The organism is Halobacillus sp. B23F22_1 (assembly GCF_043497005.1).
In the GTDB taxonomy this organism is placed as follows: Bacteria; Bacillota; Bacilli; order Bacillales; family Halobacillaceae; genus Halobacillus_A.
Window position 1 is genome coordinate 977863 of sequence record NZ_JBIEKE010000001.1, and the last position, 19438, is coordinate 997300.

Below are 19438 nucleotides of genomic sequence, written 5' to 3' on the forward strand. Positions count from 1 at the left end.
ACCGCCATTAAACCCTTGATAGTAGATAGTTCGTTTGGGCTGGGCTTGATGGATTGCGTTATTTGTATAGATAATACCCAGCCTGTCTTAAAATAAACCATTCTATACGTTACTTCCGAATAAAAGCCTGGGAGGAAAGGGAAAAAACGTATTGTTCTTTTTAACGAATTAATTTATACTACTAGAAAGTAATAAATTTCCAGCTGTCGGCGTATCTATCTTGTTCGTTCGGCGAGCAGGGGGATCATGGCTTTGATAGTGGCCGTCGATCTTGTGATCATTAAAAAGCGATTCATCAATGAAGTGGCACCATCCTGTATAGCCAGGGGAATTGTTCATTATTGCCAAAGGTAAAAATTGGAGGGGATCAGTAAACGGATGGATTCAGTTCAAGGGAAATCGTTAAAAACATTAGACGACGAGTGGATGGAATTGATGAAGGTGGCAAAGGCTCTGGGATTTTCGAAAAAAGAAGTGCAGAAGTTTTTTGCCAATGGCGGAAAAACTAAAGAATGAAAGAGAGAGCCTGTTTAGGGAAAGCAGGCTCTCTCTTTATGAAACTTTTTACAAATAATGCTCGTATGTAAAAAATGACATTAAAAATGAAGGAGGAAAGACGATGACAACCATTTCCAAAAAACGCACAGCAGCTATATTCATTGACTTTGCTATTTCAACAGCCGTTACGGTAAGTGTGGAGAAGCTGCTGCGGAAAAAAATAAAAAATGAAGCTGTGCACGCGTTGGTAACTCCGACTCTCGTCATGTGGGTGCTGGAATATGGACAGCTGAAGCGGTGCGGGCAGACGGCAGGTTATAAAATGATGGGACTGGCACTGGAAAATGAAGATGGAGGGGAGCCGACTTCGAATCAGCTGCTAAAACGATTGGCGTATCGGGACACGGTCAGCAGTTTTCGTTATTTGAAGGATCGAAAAGGGTTCACTGAAGAAGATGGTGCGCTTTTGCCGCATGACCGTTATGCAGGGACGATCGTGAAAGAAGTTGAATCCTGTTAATTTGAGCATATGACCTACCATGAGGGAACGATCGATGAAGTCAATTAGCACGTTCAAATTGATCCGCTTGAAGCGTTTCTTTCATTTTTGTCCATGCTATGATGGTGGATAGAAAAGGAAGTACCGCCACAAAACCAATGGTCCAATTGACATTGATTATATCTGCAATGCTTCCACTAAAGCGCCAAAAGCGTAGCCGCTGTCTCGCCCAAATCGATAAACGCCCATAGATGTGGCCCGCCACTCTGGTTGGGCCACATCACTTATTGATGCGAGAATGGTGGGATAAACCATAGCTGTTCCTATTCCAGGGAGCGCAGCACCTATAATCCATAATGAATAATTATGAACCATTACTATAAAACATGGAGGTAAAGCCTGGACAGTACTTTTCCTATACGAGTGAATTTTTTATCAATTGCATCTTTAAACAATCTTGCTCCCTGGGAAGATCTTCTCCTATAACTCAACTAATGGCATTAGTAATGATGATTATATATGTAAAGAATATTGAACTTTTCCAACGGCAATAGAACAAAAGAAGAACGAATCCAATATGTAAGTTTCTTGGATTCGTTCTTCATAATAGAGCCAGGTTCATTCTATTTAATTTTGGACAGCGTCTTTAATTCAAAATGGTCAGCTACTGTATCAAAATCCCGGCTTACATTGAACAGGTGCCAGTCTGAAAAGTTATTAACACTTTCCCATACATGCTGGCCGACCTTGAAGGTGTAATATTCTCCTTCTGTGAAAAAGCAATGATGAGGAGAATCTAACAATTTCTTAAATGATTCTTCATCTTTGGCTGCATTCAATTTAACTGGAACTTTGCTGAATATACTTCGTTTACATTTGGCCTCAAACTCCATTATATTCACCTCTTTTTTTTAATGTTCTCTTGTTAGATTATTTTATCCAAATAATCAGAAAATTATAACATTAAAATTGGACAACCAGACTTCTCGTATTTATCCAAAAAAAGTCCTCCACTTCATAAAATCTCGACAATTTAGTGGAACTGTCCTAAAAGCCATCTTAGAAGACGGATGGCATAAGTTTCTTTTATATAGAGGAAAATAGGTGAAGAAAGGAGCAGGTGTGATGTCTAAAGATGAAGCAAAAGAGAAACAAAACCAGGATCATCCTCATAAAGAAAGCCATAATCATGAAGGGGAAGAGGTGACCGATGATCATTACTCTCATGAAGAACATAGTCATGATCATGGAGGACACGATCATCATGACCACGGAGATATGATCGCGGATTTTAAGAAACGTTTTTATATTTCCTTATTATTGACAATTCCCATCCTTATTTTATCTCCAATGATTCAGGATTTTATGGGAGTGGATTGGCGATTTCCGTATGATCTGTGGATTTTATTTTGCCTCTCTACCATTGTCTTTTTCTATGGGGGGTGGCCGTTTCTTACAGGAGCATGGAGTGAGTTAAAACAAAAGAACCCAGGGATGATGACGTTAATCGGTTTAGCTATTTTTGTAGCGTACGGTTATAGCTCGCTCGTTGTGTTTGGATGGAGCGGGAATAACTTTTTCTGGGAACTTGCCACGTTAATTGATATTATGCTGCTTGGTCACTGGATAGAAATGCGCTCGATCATGGGAGCATCCAATGCGCTGGAGCAGCTGGTGAAACTGATGCCGAATGAAGCCCATCGCGTGAAGGAAAACGGAGAAACAGAGGACGTTGCTGTTTCTGAGCTGGATGCGGGAGAACGAGTACTCGTCAAACCTGGAGAGAAAATTCCTGTAGACGGGGTGATTCAAGACGGGAAATCAGCGATTGATGAATCGATGCTGACGGGTGAGTCTATGCCTGTAGAAAAAAATGTTGACGATGAAGTGATTGGCGGAGCTGTAAACCAGGAAGGCTCTTTAACCATTGAAGTGAAGAAAACTGGGTATGAGACGTACCTCTCACAGGTGATTACATTAGTTAAAGAAGCGCAGGATTCGAAATCGAAAACCCAGGATTTAGCTAACCGAGCGGCAAAGTGGTTGTTTTACATCGCGTTAGCAGCCGGATTTGGAACCTTGTTTATCTGGCTCGCTTTAGGCTATGGCTTTGATATGGCCTTTGAACGTATGGTAACGGTCATGGTTATTTCCTGTCCCCACGCGCTTGGTTTGGCCGCTCCCCTTGTAGTGGCGGTATCCACATCGATTGCTGCCAAAAAAGGGTTGTTAATTAGAAACCGTACCAATTTCGAAGGGGCCCGTCAGCTGAACGCTGTGGTTTTTGATAAAACCGGGACACTGACCAAAGGAGAATTCGGTGTTACCGATATCATTTCTTCTAACGATTTTACTGAAAATGAAGTTCTTCTCTGGGCAGCAAGTGCTGAACAGAATTCAGAGCATCCCCTTGCGGCAGGAGTCTTACAAGAAGCAAAGGAAAAAGAACTTACCTTGAAACAAGTTTCAGGCTTTGAGTCGATGACCGGAAAAGGGTTAAAAGGTACTGTAGAAGGAAAAGAAGTTCTCGTTGTCAGTCCAGGATACGTGAGCGAACAAGACATGACGTATGATCAACAGGCTTTTAACGATCTTTCAGAAAAAGGGAAAACGGTCGTATTTGTCATTATTGAGAAACAACTAGCAGGTATGATTGCATTAGCAGATATGGTTCGTGACTCTGCTAAAGATGCAGTGGCCAGCCTTAAAGAGATGGACATCCATCCGATTATGCTGACAGGAGATAATCAGAAGGTTGCCGACTGGGTCGCAGAACAGATTGGGATTGAGGAAGTGTATGCGGAAGTACTCCCTCATCACAAATCCGATCAAATTAAAAACATCCAGCAGAAAGGCTGGAAGGTAGCTATGACAGGAGATGGCGTGAATGATGCCCCGGCTCTGGCTACCGCAGACTTAGGCATTGCCATCGGCAGCGGAACGGACGTGGCAATGGAAACAGCTGATGTTGTTCTAGTGAAAAGCAATCCAAAGGATGTAGTCAGTATCATGGAATTATCCAGGCGTACGTACGGCAAAATGGTGCAAAACCTATGGTGGGCTGCAGGCTATAATATAGCAGCCATCCCACTCGCCGCAGGAATTCTTGCCCCCATCGGCATTGTACTAAGCCCCGCAGTCGGAGCCGTACTAATGAGTCTCAGCACAATCATAGTCGCCATCAACGCAAAATTATTAGGTACCAGGTACAGAGAAGTCATCTAAGCGTACCTGGTACCAAAAAAGTATTTAAAAATCATTTTTTACACTGACAAATCTTCTTTTTGATTGCATAATCTTTCTCTGTTGATTAGACTAAAGTTATGAAACTGATTTCATATATCGATGGAGTGATGTGGATGCCTACGATTTCGGATGTGGCAAAGTTATCGGGTTTGTCGAAAGCAACTGTTTCCCGGGTGATTAACAATCATCCTTATATTGCAAAAGAAAAACGGGAGCGCGTGGAACAGGCGATGAAAGAGCTCGGCTATGTACCTAATCCGTCAGCACGAAGGCTGCGGGGATCGACGACGAGCACGATAGGTGTAATTGTTCCAAGAATCGTTAACCCGTTTTTTTCGTATTTAGTCAACTCGATTGAACAAGCGGCATATAAAAACAATTATCAGGTGTTGATGTTTCAAAGCAACGAAAAGAAAGATAAAGAACTATACTTTCTTAATCTGCTCAAGAATCGCCAGGTGGACGGCCTGATTATGACAGCGATCGAAAACGACTGGGAAGTGATTGAGCCTTATACGAAATTTGGTCCCATCGTGCTGTGTAACGAATACTTAACGCACTCGAACGCACCAATCGTTCGTCTGGACCAATCGAAGGCCGCCTATATCGGCACAAAACATTTGATTGATAAGGGTCATACGAAGATTGGGTATTGTACCGGCGGCTTATTTGCGGAGGATGGGAAGGACAAGGATCGCAACAATGGCTATCAGCACGCGCTTTCCGAAGCAGGGCTCAGCATTCATACGAACTGGATTTTCATTAATAAACATACGATTGATGATGGTAGAAAAGTGATGAAGCAGCTCCTTGAAATGGCTGACCGACCGACGGCTATTTTTACAGGCAGCGATGAAATCGCCGCTGGTGTCATCATGGAAGCGAAGGAAAACGGGGTACGTGTTCCGGAGGATCTGGCGGTCATGGGATTTGACGATCAACCGGTCGCTGAGATGTTGGAGCCAAAACTAACGACAATTCGTCAGCCGGTAGATGAATTAGGTGAGAAATCGGTGGCTCAGCTGATTGCAGCTATGAATAGCAAGGAAACAGTTCCTGAAAATATTGAACTGCCTGTAGAACTGCTTGTTAGAAAATCTACTTAATTTTCAAAAAAACTATTGAAACCGATATCATGATGACGTATACTTTACGTAGAAATAAATTGTGACTATTGGTTTCTTATTTTTTTGATAAATATGAAACCGATATCACATGCATTTGTTGTCACGAGTAGCCAGGTTGGTGTTGGGGAATGGTTTGAAGACTGAGTTGTTATAAGGTTTTTTATTTTATCTTTTTGTGAAACCGATATCACATAAACAAAGGAAGTGTTCAGTCAAATGAAGAAAATGATGATGGTAGTTGCAGCTTCTCTATGGTTAACAGGGTGTTCGTTTTCCTCCGGCGGTTCCGGTGAAGGTTCAGAAGATCAGGTGACGGTGGAAATTTATCAAGGAAAAGTCGAATTTAAAGATCAGTTTGAAGCGCTTGCCGAGCAATATGAATCAGAAAACCCGAATGTAAATATTGAAATTACAAGTGTCGGGGGCGGAAACGATTATGCGGGATCGCTGAAAACAAGATTTGCTTCTGGGGATGAACCTGAAATCTTCAGTGTTGCCGGCCCTACAGAATCTGAGAGTTTTGAACAGTATTTAGCGGATTTATCTGATACAGCATCGGCTGACGCCGCGCTTGAAGGTACGCTTGAACCCGTGACTAAAGACGGGGAAGTTCGCGGTCTTCCTTTTAACCAGGAAGGATACGGATTAATCTACAACAAGCGTGTATTTGAAGAAGCAGGTGTGAACGCTGAAGAGATTAAATCTTATGAAGACTTAGAGAGTGCTGTGGAAGAACTGGACAGTCAAAAAGAAGATTTAGGATTAGAAGCCGTTTTTGCTTTCCCGGCTAAAGAAAAATGGGTTCCTGGAAGCCATCTATCGAATGTATTTATAGCGCCGGAATTTGATCAACAAGTTTTGAATGCTTATGAAGCAGACAGTGTAGATTTTGAAAAAGGCGGCGAGTTTAAAAAAATGATTGATCTGCAAAATGATTATTCGATTCAGCCTAGCTTGACGCTGGATTACTCTCAACAGGTAGAGCAGCATTTTTCTCTAGAGGAAGTGGCGATTATTCAGCAGGGGAATTGGATTTATCCGTCGGTTGAACAGATGGATCCTGAATTTGCCGAAGAAAACATGGGGATTATTCCTATTCCCGTCGAAGGGTTCGAAGGCAAGATGCCTGTTGGAATTCCGAACTACTGGGGTGTGAATAAGAATAGCGGCGAAGAAGAAGTGCAAGCGTCTAAGGATTTTATTGACTTTATGTACACGTCTGAAGCCGGCAAGGAAGCAGTTCTTCAAGAATTAAAGTTTATCCCTGCTTATGAAGGTTTCGATACGGAAAATATCGCGGATCCGTTGTCAAAAGAAATTTATAAATACGCGTCTGAAGGAGATACGATCGGCTGGGTTCTCCTTGGCTATCCGGGCACGTGGGGCGAGGATATCGGCGGTTATATTCAGGAATATGTAAGTGGAGATATGACGTGGGACGAGGTGGAAGAAAAGTCCATCAGCCGCTGGGAGAACTACAGACAGGATTAAATAAAATGTGAAGAGGAGCTAACAGCTTAGGTTGTTAGCTCTCCTCATTTAAAAATGCAAGGAGGCTGTTATGAGTAATCGGACGCTTTCATTTTGGTTGTTTCTTACCCCTGTTTTACTTGGCTTAAGCATTGTTGTGGTGATTCCGTTTCTTTACGGACTGGTCTATTCGTTTACCGATTGGAACGGGTTAAGGGCGGATCAATTTATCGGATGGCAGAACTACATCCGTTTGTTTCAGGAAGATGAGTTTATGCAGGCTGTCTGGTTTACGACCAAATTTGCCTTTGTCACAGTGATTTTATTAAACCTTTTTGGTCTCGGGCTTGCTTTAATCGTAACCCGTAATATTAAATCAGGTAATTTGCTGCGTACGATCTTCTTTATGCCGAACTTAATCGGCGGGCTGATTCTCGGGTTCATCTGGCAGTTTATTTTTATCAGCGTGTTCGGGGATATTGGCGGTCTCACGGGAATTGAAGGATTTAACGGCTGGCTCTCAACCGCGAACACGGGGTTCTGGGGGATCGTCATTCTTACCTGCTGGCAGATGGCCGGCTACATTATGATCATTTACATTGCGTACCTTGAGAATATCCCGAAAGATTTAATTGAAGCGGCGAAAATTGACGGCGCGAGTGCCTTTCAGCGTTTTAAGAATATCACTTTTCCACTGGTGGCTCCGGCCTTTACAATCAGTATGTTTCTAACGCTGTCGATGTCGTTTAAAATTTACGACCAGAACCTATCGTTAACGAACGGCGGCCCTGCCAATCAAACGCAGATGGTGGCGATGGACATCGTTAATACAGCGTTCTCAGATAACGACATGGCTTACGCGCAGGCGAAGGCGGTCATTTTCTTCCTTATTGTTTCAGTTGTTGCATTAACGCAGGTCTATTACAACAAAAAGCGAGAGGTGCAAATGTAATGAAGAAAAACTACGAGAAGCGGAACTTATTCTCCATCGAAATTCTCGGATTAGTGCTGGGACTTTTATGGATTGCCCCCTTTTACTTAATGATTGTGAATGCGTTTAAAACGAAGCGCGATATTTTCACAGGCGTTCTCGGGTTTCCAGAAGAATGGATTACTGAAAACTTTGTGGAAGCATTTATTGATCTTGAATTTCTAAAGTCGCTGTTTAATTCGACTTTGATTACGGGCGTCAGCGTAGCCGTCATCATTCTCTTTTCCTCGATGGCCGGCTACGCGCTGGCACGAAATAAAAGTAAGCTGAGCGGCGTGATGTTTTTCGTGTTTGTGGCAGCGATGCTGATTCCGTTTCAGTCTGTGATGATTCCGTTAGTTGCCTTGTTTGGACAGGCTGATATGTTAAACGCCGGTGGATTAATCTTCATGTACTTAGGGTTTGGGTGCAGTTTATCTATTTTCCTATACCACGGAGCGATGACGGGAGTATCGAAGTCGATGGATGAAGCGGCAATTATCGATGGAGCGAATCGATTTCAATTGTTCTGGTGGATCATTTTCCCTTTATTAAAACCGATATCCGTTACAGTTGGAATTTTAAATGTCATTTGGATTTGGAACGACTATTTGCTGCCTTCCCTTGTTTTAAGTGAGGCCAATGCGACCATCCCGTTGAAAATGTTTTTCTTCTTTGGTCAATATACGAAGCAGTGGCATTTGGCGTTAGCTGGGTTAACGATTGCGATCATCCCTGTCATTATTGGCTACTTTTTTGCCCAGAAACAAATCATTGCCGGGGTTTCTGAAGGAGCCGTGAAGTAACGAAGAGAAAGAAGCAGGAGGTTAGGGAAATGAAAAGAAAATGGTGGAAAGAAGCGGTCGCTTATCAAATCTACCCACGCAGTTTTATGGATTCAAATGGTGATGGTATCGGTGACCTGCAAGGCATCCTCTCTAAACTGGATTACTTGCAAGATCTGGGCGTTGATGTGATCTGGATTTGTCCAGTTTATCCATCCCCAAACGATGACAATGGCTATGACATCAGTGACTTTAAGGGAATTATGAGTGAATTTGGGACAATGGAAGACTTTGACGAGCTGCTGAATGAAATTCATAAACGAGGCATGAGGCTGATTATGGATTTGGTTATCAATCATACGTCAGATGAACACCCGTGGTTTATAGAATCGAAGTCATCCAAAGATAATCCGTACCGGGATTTTTACATTTGGCTTCCTGGTAAAGATGGAAAGGAACCGAACAATTGGGCTTCTATTTTTGAAGGATCCGCCTGGGCTTCATTTGACGGACACCGCAATCAGCAAGGAATTCAGACCTATTTAGAAGAATTGAAGGACCGAACCTTTTCCCGCTACGATATTATGACGGTAGGTGAAGCGAATGGTGTTAGTGTCGATGAAGCCAATGAATGGGTTGGCGAGAAAGATGGAAAATTTAATATGATTTTTCAATTTGAACATACCGATTTGTGGGGGAAAGAAGGCAAGAAAAGCCTGGATATTCACACTTTAAAACGCATTTTCACAAAATGGCAGACGGCGCTTGATGGATCAGGATGGAACGCTCTGTTTTTAGAGAATCATGACCTCCCCCGTTCGGTGTCGGTATGGGGTAATGATGAAAAGTATCATACAGCCTCAAGCAAATGCTTAGCTGCTTTTTATTTTTTGATGCAGGGCACCCCGTTTATTTATCAAGGTCAGGAAATCGGAATGACGAATGTGCATTTCCCGACGATTGACGACTATGACGACGTTGCTGCCAAGAACCTTTATCAGTATGAAACAGCCAGTGGGAAGAGTCATGAAAAAGTAATGGAAGCGATTTGGCACTGTGGTCGCGACAATTCACGGACACCGATGCAGTGGTCAGCAGAAAAGAATGCCGGATTTACGTCAGGAACTCCGTGGATAAAAGTAAACCCCAATAACAAGCAGCTTAACGTAGAAGAATCGATGGCAAGGAGCGGTTCCATCTATCACTTCTATAAACAGCTGATTCAGTTGCGAAAAGACCATCCCGCATTAATTTATGGAAGTTTTCAGCTCGAACTTCCTGAGCACGATCAAATTTTTGCTTATTCGAGGAACTTCAAAGGAGAAACGTTTGTGGTCATGGCTAATTTAACAGAAACGCATGCTCCTACAGAAGCTTTTGGGAAGGATTATGCAAGTGAGCTGTACTTGAGTAACTATGAAGAAGCTGCTTTAGAAGAAACTGTTTTACAGCCTTTTGAAACACGGGTTTTTCAATTAAAGGGGACACTTATCTAATTGGTAAGTGTCTTTTTCATGGAAATATTTACGAAACTTTTCCATAAGAGTCGCGTAGATAAAATAGTGGAGTCCGAATGAGGAGAAGGAGAGGAAGCTATGGAGCAGGTGATATCGGTAGAACATATGACCAAGTCTTACGGGAGCGTTCAAGCGTTAAAAGGCGTATCATTTCAAGTCCATAAAGGAGAAATCTTTGGAATAATTGGCCCAAACGGGGCGGGAAAGACAACCACTCTTGAGATTCTAGAAGGTATTCAAAAAGCTGACAGCGGTGAAGTCGATGTACTCGGTCTGAAACCGAGCAGTCAATTAAAGCAGCTCAATCATCGCATCGGTGTTCAGTTTCAGGCTACGTCGATTCAAAAAAAAATGAAAGTGAAAGAAGCGCTTGATTTGTTTTCTTCTTTTTACCATGGTGCTTCTCAAAAGGAAGAGCTCATAAAGATACTCGGATTGGGTGAGAAGCTCAATTCTCATTTCGCTGATTTATCAGGGGGATGGAAGCAGCGTGTGACGCTGGCGTTAGCTACGCTTCATAAGCCAGAGCTTTTGTTTTTGGATGAGCCTAGTATGGGACTTGATCCGCATGCCCGTCGGGAAATGTGGTCAATGATTCGTTTATTGAGGGATCAGGGAAGCACGATTGTCCTAACGACACATTATATGGAAGAAGCAGAGAAGCTTTGTGACCGCGTCGCTATGATTTATAGCGGGGAATTGAAGGCGGTAGATACACCGAAGGAATTGTTGAATAATAATGCCGCCCATTACTTACTGTTTGAAAGTGAACAATTGCATAAGGAAGATCTGATGATGTTTCCTGACGTGATCCGTGTAGAACAGGAGCAGCATAGTTTTAAAGTGTTTAGTGATGATCTGCAAAAGACGGCCTACTATATTTTTTCCTTTTGCCACGAAGAAGAACTCACCATCAGCAACTTCCAATTTGAAAAAGGGTCCCTGGATGATTTATTTGTCCAGTACTTGAAAAAGGAGCATGCCGAATGAATGCTGTGATCAAGCTGGCGCGTTTAGAAACGAAAATGTTTTTCAGGGATCGCCTTAGTGTATTTTGGACGTTTCTATTTCCTGTAGTTATGATTTGGCTTTTTGGCTCAATGTTCGGTGACACTGCAATGGGAAATTTCTCGTTTGCTGAATTGTTCGTTCCATCCTGGATTGGCGTCAATATCGTTACCACTTCATTTTTTACACTTGGTACCGTGCTGGCTGGTTATCGAGAAACAGGTGTGCTGCGGAGATATAAGTCAACTCCGCTGGCATCATGGAAAATTCTTGCTGCACATACGCTTCAGGGTACTGTTATTTTTGGAATATCAGCTGTTCTCCTCATGGTATTTGGAATGCTCATGTACGATTTACACTTACCAGTCTACATCGGAAGCACGTTATTAGCGCTGCTCATTAGCATTCTGGCCTTTTTTCCATTTGCTTTATTTATTACGTCACTTGCTAAAAATACACAGGCAGCGGCCGCCATCAGTTCACTTTTTCTAAATTTAATGCTGTTTTTATCTGGAGCGACCTTCCCGCTTGAGTTTATGCCGACTGTTCTCCAATACGCTTCAAAAATATTGCCGCTGTATTATGTCATTGAATTACTTCGTGGTACGTGGAATGAGGGACCGATCACTGATTATGGCTTGGAAGTTATGATTCTGTTATCCATAGGTGTAGTTTCAGTCTTTTTAGCTTCACGGTTCTTCCGGTGGAGTGATAAATAAATATTCTCGCCGAATTAATCATGACCGCCTAGTCCGCCACTTAATTGTTTTATAAAACGTATCAGCCAACTTTACCAAGTGAGCAGGAAAAAACCTCTAGGATATGGAATACTATACTAGAGGAGGTTGTATCGAAATGAAAAACATAAAGCTGAACAAAGCGTTTAATATGGAAGACAACTCAGAAATTACTTTCTCAAAAGGTTTGCTGCTCATTGATGACAAAGGTACACCTGAGAATTGGACGGTCAGCCTGTCTAAAGTTAAAGAGCCTGATGTATTTAAAGGAAAAGATGACCAATCATTTAAGTTGAATTTATTAGATATTAAGGGACAAACGTATATCGGTACGGCAGCAACGGATCTTGTAACGAGTGATGGTTCTGTTTTGATGAAATCTAAGGGTGAACTGGATAAAGGGAAGACGGTCGAATCCTGAGCGGGGTTCGATCGTTTTTTTCTTCATTCAAATGGAATGTTAGTGTTACCATGAAAGAATGATAGAATTACCAAAAGGTGTAAGCAGGGGAGAAATGAGAAATAGAAGAAAGAAATTAAAGGAAAAATGAAAAATTGATAGTTTATTGGTACCAGGTACACTCACTCGCACTTTCTGTACCTGGTACCGATAAATGGGTACCGATCTATAGGGGGGAAACTATGGAGAAGTTATTAGTTAAAACAGGAATTTATACATTTGTTATCTCTTTTTTTTTGTTTAATCGCATTTATGAGTCGCTCTCGAACAACAGAAGATGTAAATGGAATGGTTTCAGGGGGCTACGATGTCATACCCTGATTATTTCTTTATGATTACACGCACATCCATCATTATTACATTAATTGTCGTTTTACTTGCAGCGTTCACGAAATGGGTGCACTATCAGAATGAAAAGAGAGAAACAGATGAAGAAAGTTAGCGGATCCTTATCTTCCCCTATACGTTCCTCTTTACTTTTTTCATTTGGCTGTATTTAGGGATTTCGCAGGCGTTATATATACATGATGATCATGATAGTAGTACGTTCAGCAGCGTAAAGCAGAGCTTTTCTTTAATAAAGGGGGAAACGCAGGGCATTGCTCGGTCTGTTTCTAATCACAGGGGGCGGTCTCATTCTCGGCCTTGGACTCTTCGGTGTTGGTGTAGTCATCGCCTTAGTGCTGTATGAAACAGCGCGGCTTGCTTTTTACCACGAGCTTTTACAAAAGAAACGACAAAATGAATGGCGCGCTAAAGTAGAAGAAGCGCAGGCCACATAAGCCGCGTTCTTCAGCAGGATGCAGTGCTATTCTTACAACAAAAGGAGGCGGCTATGAAAACACTGCACATTCTAAACGGAAAAGAAATGCACAAGACGTTTGTACGAAGAGGTTTTCTTAAAGGTGAAACGATAGCTCCTTTTAATGAAGCGATGTGTGACGGAGCGGCGCATGAAACCGTATTTTCGCAAGCATTTATTCAGCAGAGAGCAGCCACGCACGGGGTTCCTGTCCGTGAATACCGCAAAATCACCATCGATCCGCTGTCCCCTCTTTTTCATGAAAATTACCCGAGGATTGCTTTGTGGTTTGACGAGGATATGTTCTGTCAAATTAATATTCTGACGATCCTCGCCTGGCTGGATCAGACTGAGTATGCAGGAGAAGTGGAGCTTACCATCGTGGATGATCATATGTATCCTGTTGATACGATACCCTTTCACGTCAAAGGGTATCATGCGGTGTACAAGTCCGTCATTTTAAATAAAAAAATGACGCCGGATGTGAAGCAGCTGTTTTTAAAAAGAGGCATTGAGTTATACTTAAATCACAAAAAGGACTTGATAAAGTTTATCCAACAACATCCTGAGCATTCAGACAAAGAAATCCTCGATGTACTACTGAGTGAATGTAAAGAATACGGCCTCGGGGATGTCCAGTATAGAAATTTAGTGAAAACAGCCAGAGGAAAGGAGTCCGGTGAATGGTACTAAAAATGGAAAACGTTTCAATAAGAAGAGGCGACCGCTGGATTTTAAAGGACATTAATTGGAAAATTGATAAAGGCGAGCACTGGGTCCTGCTCGGCCTGAATGGCTCTGGTAAAACATTGATCCTTAATTTGCTGAACTCTTACACGTTTGCGACAAAGGGAGAAATCAACGTCTTAGGGATGCAATTTGGACAAACGTATCTCGCTGAACGACTCCGTAAACAGATCGGCTTCGTTTCTTCCGCCATACAACAGAAGATTCATGAGGGTGATAACGCGTTTGAAGTCGTGTTAAGCGGAGCTTTTGCATCAATTGGTCTGTATGAACGACCAACAGATGACATGAGTGAGCGCGCCATTGGGTTATTGGAGGATCTCGGCTGCATTGAATACGCCAACCGTAATTATGAAACGTTATCTCAAGGAGAAAGGCAGCGGGTACTCATTGCGCGAGCCTTAATGGCAGAGCCTTCTCTGCTGATTCTCGATGAGCCGACGAATGGGCTGGACTTTATTGCTAGAGAAAAGCTATTAGAATCGATTGAAGAGCTTGCGAAAAAGGTGGACGCCCCTACAATGATTTATGTGACCCATCACGTCGAAGAAATTTTACCTGTTTTTCATAAAACGCTGCTGCTAAAAGAAGGCGAAGTTTTTGCTTCTGGAAAGACGAATGAGATGATGACGAGTGAACAATTATCTGCATTTTTTGGTCTGCCTGTTGCCCTCAGCTGGCACAACGACCGTCCGTTTCTTTCAAAAGTAGAAATGGCATATAAAAGAGGAGGGATGACGTGAGCCGAACAGTAGGTGTCGCTACATTACTTACAGGAAAAGGGAAACAAGAGGTGCTTTCCTATTGGAAGATGTTTGAGAAGGATTTTAACTCAACGGCAGTACAGTCCTTTGCTCACCCTAATTTTGGCTACCAGGGCGGAACGTGTGAAGACGCAGTTTCTTTGAAAAAAGATTTGCAACAGCTATGGGCGGCGCATCATTCGTTTGATGTGAACGTCGATGGGTTCGGCTATTTCGAATCACCTTCCCCTGTGATTTATTTAAAAATCAAGAAGTCCGATTAATTAACTGCATTACATAACGACGTGCATCAACTGCTGGAGCGATATTGTGCTACTTTGTTTGACTTGTACACACCAGATCAATGGGTGCCTCACATTACACTTGCGATGGGCGACCTTTCTTCTGAGGACCTGCAGCTTTTTAAGGAAAATAATCATCACATGAAACCCGTATTAACACCTAAAGTGGATCACCTTTCGCTCGTAGAATTTAAAGAAGATGGCAGTGTTGCATTGCTTTAAATATTACGCTGTATACAGCTGATTCATCAAGTCATCGAGCTTCTGTGACAGTTGAAGAAGGTGGCTGTATTCACACCCATTCAAGTAAGCTTCATAAAGCTGTTTCCTCATGTTTTCAATTTCGTTTTCTAAATGATTTTGTTTCATATCATCTCTCCTTTTTGAGGGATTTCGACAAGATCTTATTTATGATATCGGAAAAAATAGTATGATTTCAAGAGAATCAGCAGGAAAATATTATGTCAAAATAAGTTCTCATTGGAAGTCCTCGTTTTTTAAATTCACTATTATTAAATTTTTTAAGCATAGTTTCGTGCACAGCCAAACATAATTAGAAGCGACAAGGAGAAAAGGATGAATGGAAAAGACAAAAACGGTTTGGGTCGACCCCCAGAAGAAGTACGGCATACTTAAAATAGAAGATGAAGTCTTTGGTGCTTCCTTTCATCCAATTGAAATTACCAGCAGTGAGCCATGGAAGTACTCGATTATCAATAATTTATGGTACACCACCTACAACGGCGCAAGACAATATTTCCGCGTCAAAACCAATCCACATGTTGTACGCGGAAGAATGGTTAAAATTAATCTAGATAATGAAATGTTATCGATGAATACATAATAAGAAGGTGTTTTTTCGTGACTGATATCGATGTGCTGCGCTGTTTTTAGTGGTGACGATCACTCTGCATCTTATGTTCATTCAGGGGGTACTCGCAGATGAAGGGCATGGATTACCGCCGTCACGCTGCCTTTAGGGGTGTTTGTATGTGCTGTCGGCATTGTGGTTATTTTAGCCGGCATGACAAAAATACATGAATCAAAAGAAGCTTCCTAACCCGAAGCTTCTTTTTTTACCTTTAGAAGTGAAACTTTCCCATTTAACTCATCGTACTTGTAGGAACAAGAAAAAAGGGGGCGGGGAGATGCTAGGACTGTTTATGATTGCAGCATCAGCTTTTTTTCTTCTATACTGGAGCAAATCGGGATTCAATTGGGGAAGCGCCGCGGAACGTAAAGAAGAAAAAAATAAAGGATGAGTGTGTTATTCGTGTAGTAGAATATTGACGATCGCTGCCTTCTAAATACAGAAAGACCCGCTAAAGATTAGTCGGGTCTATCCTGGATTACATCGTTTTATCAGTTTGATTTAGTAATAAACTTTATTGTTCGCGTGAACTCGTTTTATGCAGAGGAGGAAGCACAAGCCAGCCTTTTTCTTTATTCAAGCGCAGCGCCCTTGAACCCGCCTGCGCTTTATTCATGTGAAACTGGCCAAATAACATCGCAATATCCTCTCGGCTGGATTGTCCCATAGCTTGACTGCAGGCCACAAGTCCTTGAGCAATGTTAAGGGAGACAGCAGCACTTATTTCTGGATCATTGGATCTGGCCCCTACGGGAATTTCGTCTGTGTTTGCTACTGGACGTTCAGGAGGTGTAGGAGGAAGAGCAATCCCGTTTGCTTTAAGTATTTCTTCAATTTCCCGGTTTTCCTGTTTAATCCCTTGAATCAACTCTTCTAATAACCGTTTTAAATCTTTATCACCAGCATGATTGTAAAGGGTCTCATAGCTTGCACAGTTCCCTTTTGCAACTGATAAGTAACTCCAAAGACTAAAAACTTCTCCATAATGCAGTGGTTCTTTTTGTTGATTCCCTGTCAAAATACCCATCTTTTATCTACTCCTTATAATAGTGTCAAATGTATTATTTATCCTTATTTCGAATTTATACATTCGTTTATAATTGGGAAGGGAGGGCTTGCTGCTTCTTATTTCTCTTCGATTTAATCAATAAACCGATCCATACGAAGACAGGTAGTAGGAAACCATTGGTAAGAGCATATGGAAACCACGTCTCTGCAAAGAATGTTTCAAAATAAGCGACATCAGGATAGGCGATGATGGATAACACAATCATGCCCATCCCTAGCGGCAGAAGCAAAGGGCGGTGATCATCTATAGTGAGGAACTGGGCGACACCTACAGTGACAGCGTAATAAATGATCACCATTTTGAAGAATATCGTTAGCATCCAAATAATTCCAATTACAATTTCCAATCCTTCTAAAAACCCGGCAATGTTGATTTTTTGAGCGAGTTTGTAGCTGGGGAAAGTATTCAGGGCTGTAAGGTCGCTACCAAGAACGAGCAAGCAGAGAAGAGTAATCAACGTCAAAATCATTCCGCCGATAAAAATGCCTAAGAGCCATGCTTTCCGTTTCGCTTTCGCTTTCGCTTCTTTTACATAAGGGAAGATCATTAGAAATGTGACCATCTCTAAAAGGGGGGTGCCGATAACTAAGGTAGACGTACTGAGCACGGGCACAACTCCTTCCCCTAGAAAAGGCTGGAGGTTTTCCGCTTTAATCTGCGGAGTTAGCGTAATTGTGAAAAAAACCAATAAAATGAGAACCCAGGGCATAAACATCTCAGCAGATCTCCCCATAACTTCCAAACCTAAATAAGCCCCCCATATGACAACAATTAGAAAGAGAATATGGGTGAATTGTAAAGGAGTGGCTGGAATAATTTCAGTTGTCATGAAATCCCCGATATTTCTTAACACAAGGGCACCTAAAATGAAAAGAAACGATAGATAGAAGAATAGAAGAAATCTGCCGAACCAATTTCCAAATACCATAATAGTTGCCTGGACAAATGTCTTCCCTTCCATCAAATTCGTCATACGGTCATAGAAGAGGATAAGAAGTAACCCAATTAAAATCGAAATGGTAATAGATAACCATGCGTCCTGCTTTGCCTGTGCAGCAAGGGGACCCGGCACAATCAGAATGGAACTTCCAACGGTAAATAAAATGACCAAGAACATAAACTGACGGGGACTGATCGTCTGGTTATCCATTATTTCACCTCACTTTTTCGTTACCCTAAGAAAAATTGATAGAAGCTTTGAATATAATCCAGTGGGTTCGGCAGCGGTACTTCTCCAGCTTCTAATACACTTATAATCGTGAAAAACAACAAAAGCAGGCTGAAAAACCAAAGGTCTTTCTTTTTCTTCTTTAATAGAGGAAACTCTACAAAAAAGATAACGGCTGCGATAATTAGGATGGCTAACATGGACCACATATGCACTCACCTATTCTTCTTTAGTGATTGGCTGTTCAGCGTCTCCTTTTCTACGAAGTTCCGCTTTAATTTGAATGTCGAGATTTAAATCTTTGAAATGATTATCCCAATCTTTCTCTACGGTTTTCCAATATTCAGGGTCTTTCCGATGGATCATCCCGCCGAAACCGAAAATGTCGGTTTCAAAATTTTTTTGAGCCATTTTTAAAGAGGCTTCCATGAGCCTTTTAATTTCTTTCTCTGTTTCATCGTTTAATTTCTGAATAGAGTCTTCTTTGCTTAAATCGATTGGACAATCCACTTCTGCAACGTTTCCCTCTACATCTAATTCAATGGAAATGGATGGTTTCCCTTCTGAAAAGGAAGCCTCCATGCTGCTTTGGGTCCGCAATATTTCAATACTTGTCGTCCCATCTTGGCACGGTAGGGTAACCACTGAATTTTTGATATCTCCGACAACGTAGTTATACCCCTTACTTGCGTCTTCATCCAGCCATCCTACGAGCCTGTCATTTTTTAGCACGCCTAAGTGATCAATTGTCAATTCAACGGGAGCATCAATATTTTCTACGTTGCTAATATTCGTGCCGCTATCTTCAGGTCCTTCCAGGAGAAGACCGGCGATCACCGGGCTTTGTCCTTTACTGTGAATCTGAGTGATTAATTCATCAATTGTGACCCCTTTCGAGGACCCATGATTTGTTTCTACTGCATCAATGGAGTTCATCAGTTTATTAGCTGGAATTTTTTCGTAGGCTGTCAGAACGCTTAGCAAAGTCTCCACGTCTGTATCTTTAGCAATCGTTACATAAAAACCAGTCCGGAATTCATGATCTCGATAAAATAAATCAAGCGAAGACAGGATGCCTTCTTCTGCTAAATCTTTTCCGATTACAAGCAGTCTTAATTGCGACAAGTACATTTTCCGCGGGGATTTATGGGTCAGCTGTCTGAAGGCTTCAAATAAGGTTTTGCCTGTAGTAGAGTAAGTTGAGACTGGTGGTCGAGTAGTTGGTGCGTCTGTTGCAATTTCAGATGGATTAATAACTTGAGTTACTAACTCATATTGGTTGTCATCTGTTTTATCAATTCCCATTGCCACAACAATACTAAGTTCATCCAACTCGTTGCTGTTCCAGCACCCAGTAAGGAGAATCAAGCACAAGACTGCAGCTGAAATTTTGAAAAAGCCGCCCTTCTTTACCAACAT

At 41.9% G+C, this 19438-nt stretch carries 25 protein-coding genes; 18 read left to right on the forward strand and 7 right to left on the reverse strand.

Features of this window, described 5'->3' with window-relative positions; translation table 11 throughout:
* Positions 1 to 378 precede the first annotated feature (378 nt).
* Complete coding sequence (locus ACGTNH_RS05090) at positions 379 to 516, forward strand: anti-repressor SinI family protein (RefSeq protein WP_394585490.1); 138 nt, start codon at positions 379 to 381, stop codon at positions 514 to 516.
* A gap of 103 nt (positions 517 to 619) precedes the next feature.
* Positions 620 to 1018 carry an RDD family protein gene (locus ACGTNH_RS05095; protein WP_394585491.1) on the forward strand — a complete coding sequence of 133 codons (399 nt, stop codon included), beginning with the start codon at positions 620 to 622 and terminating at the stop codon, positions 1016 to 1018.
* Between the two features lie 156 nt (positions 1019 to 1174).
* Here ACGTNH_RS05095 and ACGTNH_RS05100 read toward each other — a convergent pair whose 3' ends face one another.
* Positions 1175 to 1372 (reverse strand): hypothetical protein, encoded by a 198-nt coding sequence (locus ACGTNH_RS05100; protein WP_394585492.1) that lies wholly within the window; start codon positions 1370 to 1372, stop codon positions 1175 to 1177.
* 248 nt (positions 1373 to 1620) lie between these two features.
* Positions 1621 to 1890, reverse strand: coding sequence for a hypothetical protein (locus ACGTNH_RS05105; protein ID WP_394585493.1), 270 nt, complete (start codon positions 1888 to 1890; stop codon positions 1621 to 1623).
* 232 nt (positions 1891 to 2122) lie between these two features.
* On the opposite strand from ACGTNH_RS05105, the gene ACGTNH_RS05110 reads away from it, so the two are divergent.
* The 15 genes from ACGTNH_RS05110 (at position 2123) to ACGTNH_RS05180 (ending at position 15133) form a co-directional block, all read left to right on the forward strand.
* Positions 2123 to 4222 (forward strand): heavy metal translocating P-type ATPase, encoded by a 2100-nt coding sequence (locus ACGTNH_RS05110; RefSeq protein ID WP_394585494.1) that lies wholly within the window; start codon positions 2123 to 2125, stop codon positions 4220 to 4222.
* A 134-nt stretch (positions 4223 to 4356) separates the two neighbouring features.
* Positions 4357 to 5349 carry a LacI family DNA-binding transcriptional regulator gene (locus ACGTNH_RS05115; RefSeq protein ID WP_394585496.1) on the forward strand — a complete coding sequence of 331 codons (993 nt, stop codon included), beginning with the start codon at positions 4357 to 4359 and terminating at the stop codon, positions 5347 to 5349.
* Between the two features lie 237 nt (positions 5350 to 5586).
* On the forward strand, positions 5587 to 6861 hold the full coding sequence (locus tag ACGTNH_RS05120) for an ABC transporter substrate-binding protein (protein ID WP_394585498.1): 1275 nt from the start codon (positions 5587 to 5589) through the stop codon (positions 6859 to 6861).
* Between the two features lie 70 nt (positions 6862 to 6931).
* Entirely contained in the window at positions 6932 to 7792 is an 861-nt protein-coding gene (locus ACGTNH_RS05125) for a carbohydrate ABC transporter permease (protein WP_394585499.1), read from the forward strand.
* The gene (locus ACGTNH_RS05130) at positions 7792 to 8616 is read left to right on the forward strand and encodes a carbohydrate ABC transporter permease (RefSeq protein WP_394585501.1); all 825 of its coding nucleotides are present in this window, start codon (positions 7792 to 7794) and stop codon (positions 8614 to 8616) included. The genes ACGTNH_RS05125 and ACGTNH_RS05130 overlap by 1 nt, the downstream gene beginning before the upstream one ends.
* Before the next feature lie 29 nt (positions 8617 to 8645).
* Positions 8646 to 10091, forward strand: a complete 1446-nt coding sequence (locus ACGTNH_RS05135; protein WP_394585503.1) for a glycoside hydrolase family 13 protein — start codon at positions 8646 to 8648, stop codon at positions 10089 to 10091.
* A gap of 99 nt (positions 10092 to 10190) precedes the next feature.
* A complete protein-coding gene (locus ACGTNH_RS05140; protein WP_394585504.1) occupies positions 10191 to 11102 on the forward strand; it encodes an ABC transporter ATP-binding protein in 912 nt (303 codons plus the stop codon).
* Positions 11099 to 11839 carry an ABC transporter permease gene (locus ACGTNH_RS05145; RefSeq protein WP_394585506.1) on the forward strand — a complete coding sequence of 247 codons (741 nt, stop codon included), beginning with the start codon at positions 11099 to 11101 and terminating at the stop codon, positions 11837 to 11839. The genes ACGTNH_RS05140 and ACGTNH_RS05145 overlap by 4 nt, the downstream gene beginning before the upstream one ends.
* A gap of 136 nt (positions 11840 to 11975) precedes the next feature.
* Positions 11976 to 12278 carry a hypothetical protein gene (locus tag ACGTNH_RS05150; protein ID WP_394585508.1) on the forward strand — a complete coding sequence of 101 codons (303 nt, stop codon included), beginning with the start codon at positions 11976 to 11978 and terminating at the stop codon, positions 12276 to 12278.
* Positions 12279 to 12624: 346 nt separating this feature from the next.
* Entirely contained in the window at positions 12625 to 12759 is a 135-nt protein-coding gene (locus ACGTNH_RS05155) for a hypothetical protein (protein ID WP_394585510.1), read from the forward strand.
* Between the two features lie 157 nt (positions 12760 to 12916).
* Positions 12917 to 13099, forward strand: a complete 183-nt coding sequence (locus tag ACGTNH_RS05160; protein ID WP_394585512.1) for a hypothetical protein — start codon at positions 12917 to 12919, stop codon at positions 13097 to 13099.
* 53 nt (positions 13100 to 13152) lie between these two features.
* On the forward strand, positions 13153 to 13812 hold the full coding sequence (locus ACGTNH_RS05165; protein WP_394585514.1) for a hypothetical protein: 660 nt from the start codon (positions 13153 to 13155) through the stop codon (positions 13810 to 13812).
* Positions 13803 to 14609 (forward strand): ABC transporter ATP-binding protein, encoded by an 807-nt coding sequence (locus tag ACGTNH_RS05170; protein ID WP_394585516.1) that lies wholly within the window; start codon positions 13803 to 13805, stop codon positions 14607 to 14609. Before ACGTNH_RS05165 ends, ACGTNH_RS05170 begins: the two co-directional genes overlap by 10 nt.
* Complete coding sequence (locus ACGTNH_RS05175; RefSeq protein WP_394585518.1) at positions 14606 to 14893, forward strand: hypothetical protein; 288 nt, start codon at positions 14606 to 14608, stop codon at positions 14891 to 14893. The genes ACGTNH_RS05170 and ACGTNH_RS05175 overlap by 4 nt, the downstream gene beginning before the upstream one ends.
* 21 nt (positions 14894 to 14914) lie before the next feature.
* A complete protein-coding gene (locus ACGTNH_RS05180; RefSeq protein ID WP_394585519.1) occupies positions 14915 to 15133 on the forward strand; it encodes a hypothetical protein in 219 nt (72 codons plus the stop codon).
* Between the two features lie 3 nt (positions 15134 to 15136).
* Here the strand turns inward: ACGTNH_RS05180 and ACGTNH_RS05185 are convergent, their stop codons facing one another.
* Positions 15137 to 15280 (reverse strand): Spo0E family sporulation regulatory protein-aspartic acid phosphatase, encoded by a 144-nt coding sequence (locus ACGTNH_RS05185; RefSeq protein WP_394585521.1) that lies wholly within the window; start codon positions 15278 to 15280, stop codon positions 15137 to 15139.
* Between the two features lie 211 nt (positions 15281 to 15491).
* Between ACGTNH_RS05185 and ACGTNH_RS05190 the strand changes: the two genes are divergently transcribed.
* On the forward strand, positions 15492 to 15755 hold the full coding sequence (locus tag ACGTNH_RS05190; protein ID WP_394585523.1) for a hypothetical protein: 264 nt from the start codon (positions 15492 to 15494) through the stop codon (positions 15753 to 15755).
* Positions 15756 to 16296: 541 nt separating this feature from the next.
* On the opposite strand, the gene ACGTNH_RS05195 is transcribed toward ACGTNH_RS05190, so the two are convergent.
* The 4 genes from ACGTNH_RS05195 to ACGTNH_RS05210 form a co-directional block, all read right to left on the reverse strand.
* Positions 16297 to 16809, reverse strand: a complete 513-nt coding sequence (locus tag ACGTNH_RS05195) for a DUF3231 family protein (RefSeq protein WP_394585525.1) — start codon at positions 16807 to 16809, stop codon at positions 16297 to 16299.
* 67 nt (positions 16810 to 16876) lie between these two features.
* Positions 16877 to 18001: a GerAB/ArcD/ProY family transporter gene (locus ACGTNH_RS05200; RefSeq protein WP_394585527.1), complete on the reverse strand. Its 1125-nt coding sequence runs from the start codon at positions 17999 to 18001 to the stop codon at positions 16877 to 16879.
* 20 nt (positions 18002 to 18021) lie between these two features.
* Positions 18022 to 18228: a hypothetical protein gene (locus ACGTNH_RS05205; protein ID WP_394585529.1), complete on the reverse strand. Its 207-nt coding sequence runs from the start codon at positions 18226 to 18228 to the stop codon at positions 18022 to 18024.
* A gap of 10 nt (positions 18229 to 18238) precedes the next feature.
* Positions 18239 to 19438 carry a Ger(x)C family spore germination protein gene (locus ACGTNH_RS05210; protein ID WP_394585531.1) on the reverse strand — a complete coding sequence of 400 codons (1200 nt, stop codon included), beginning with the start codon at positions 19436 to 19438 and terminating at the stop codon, positions 18239 to 18241.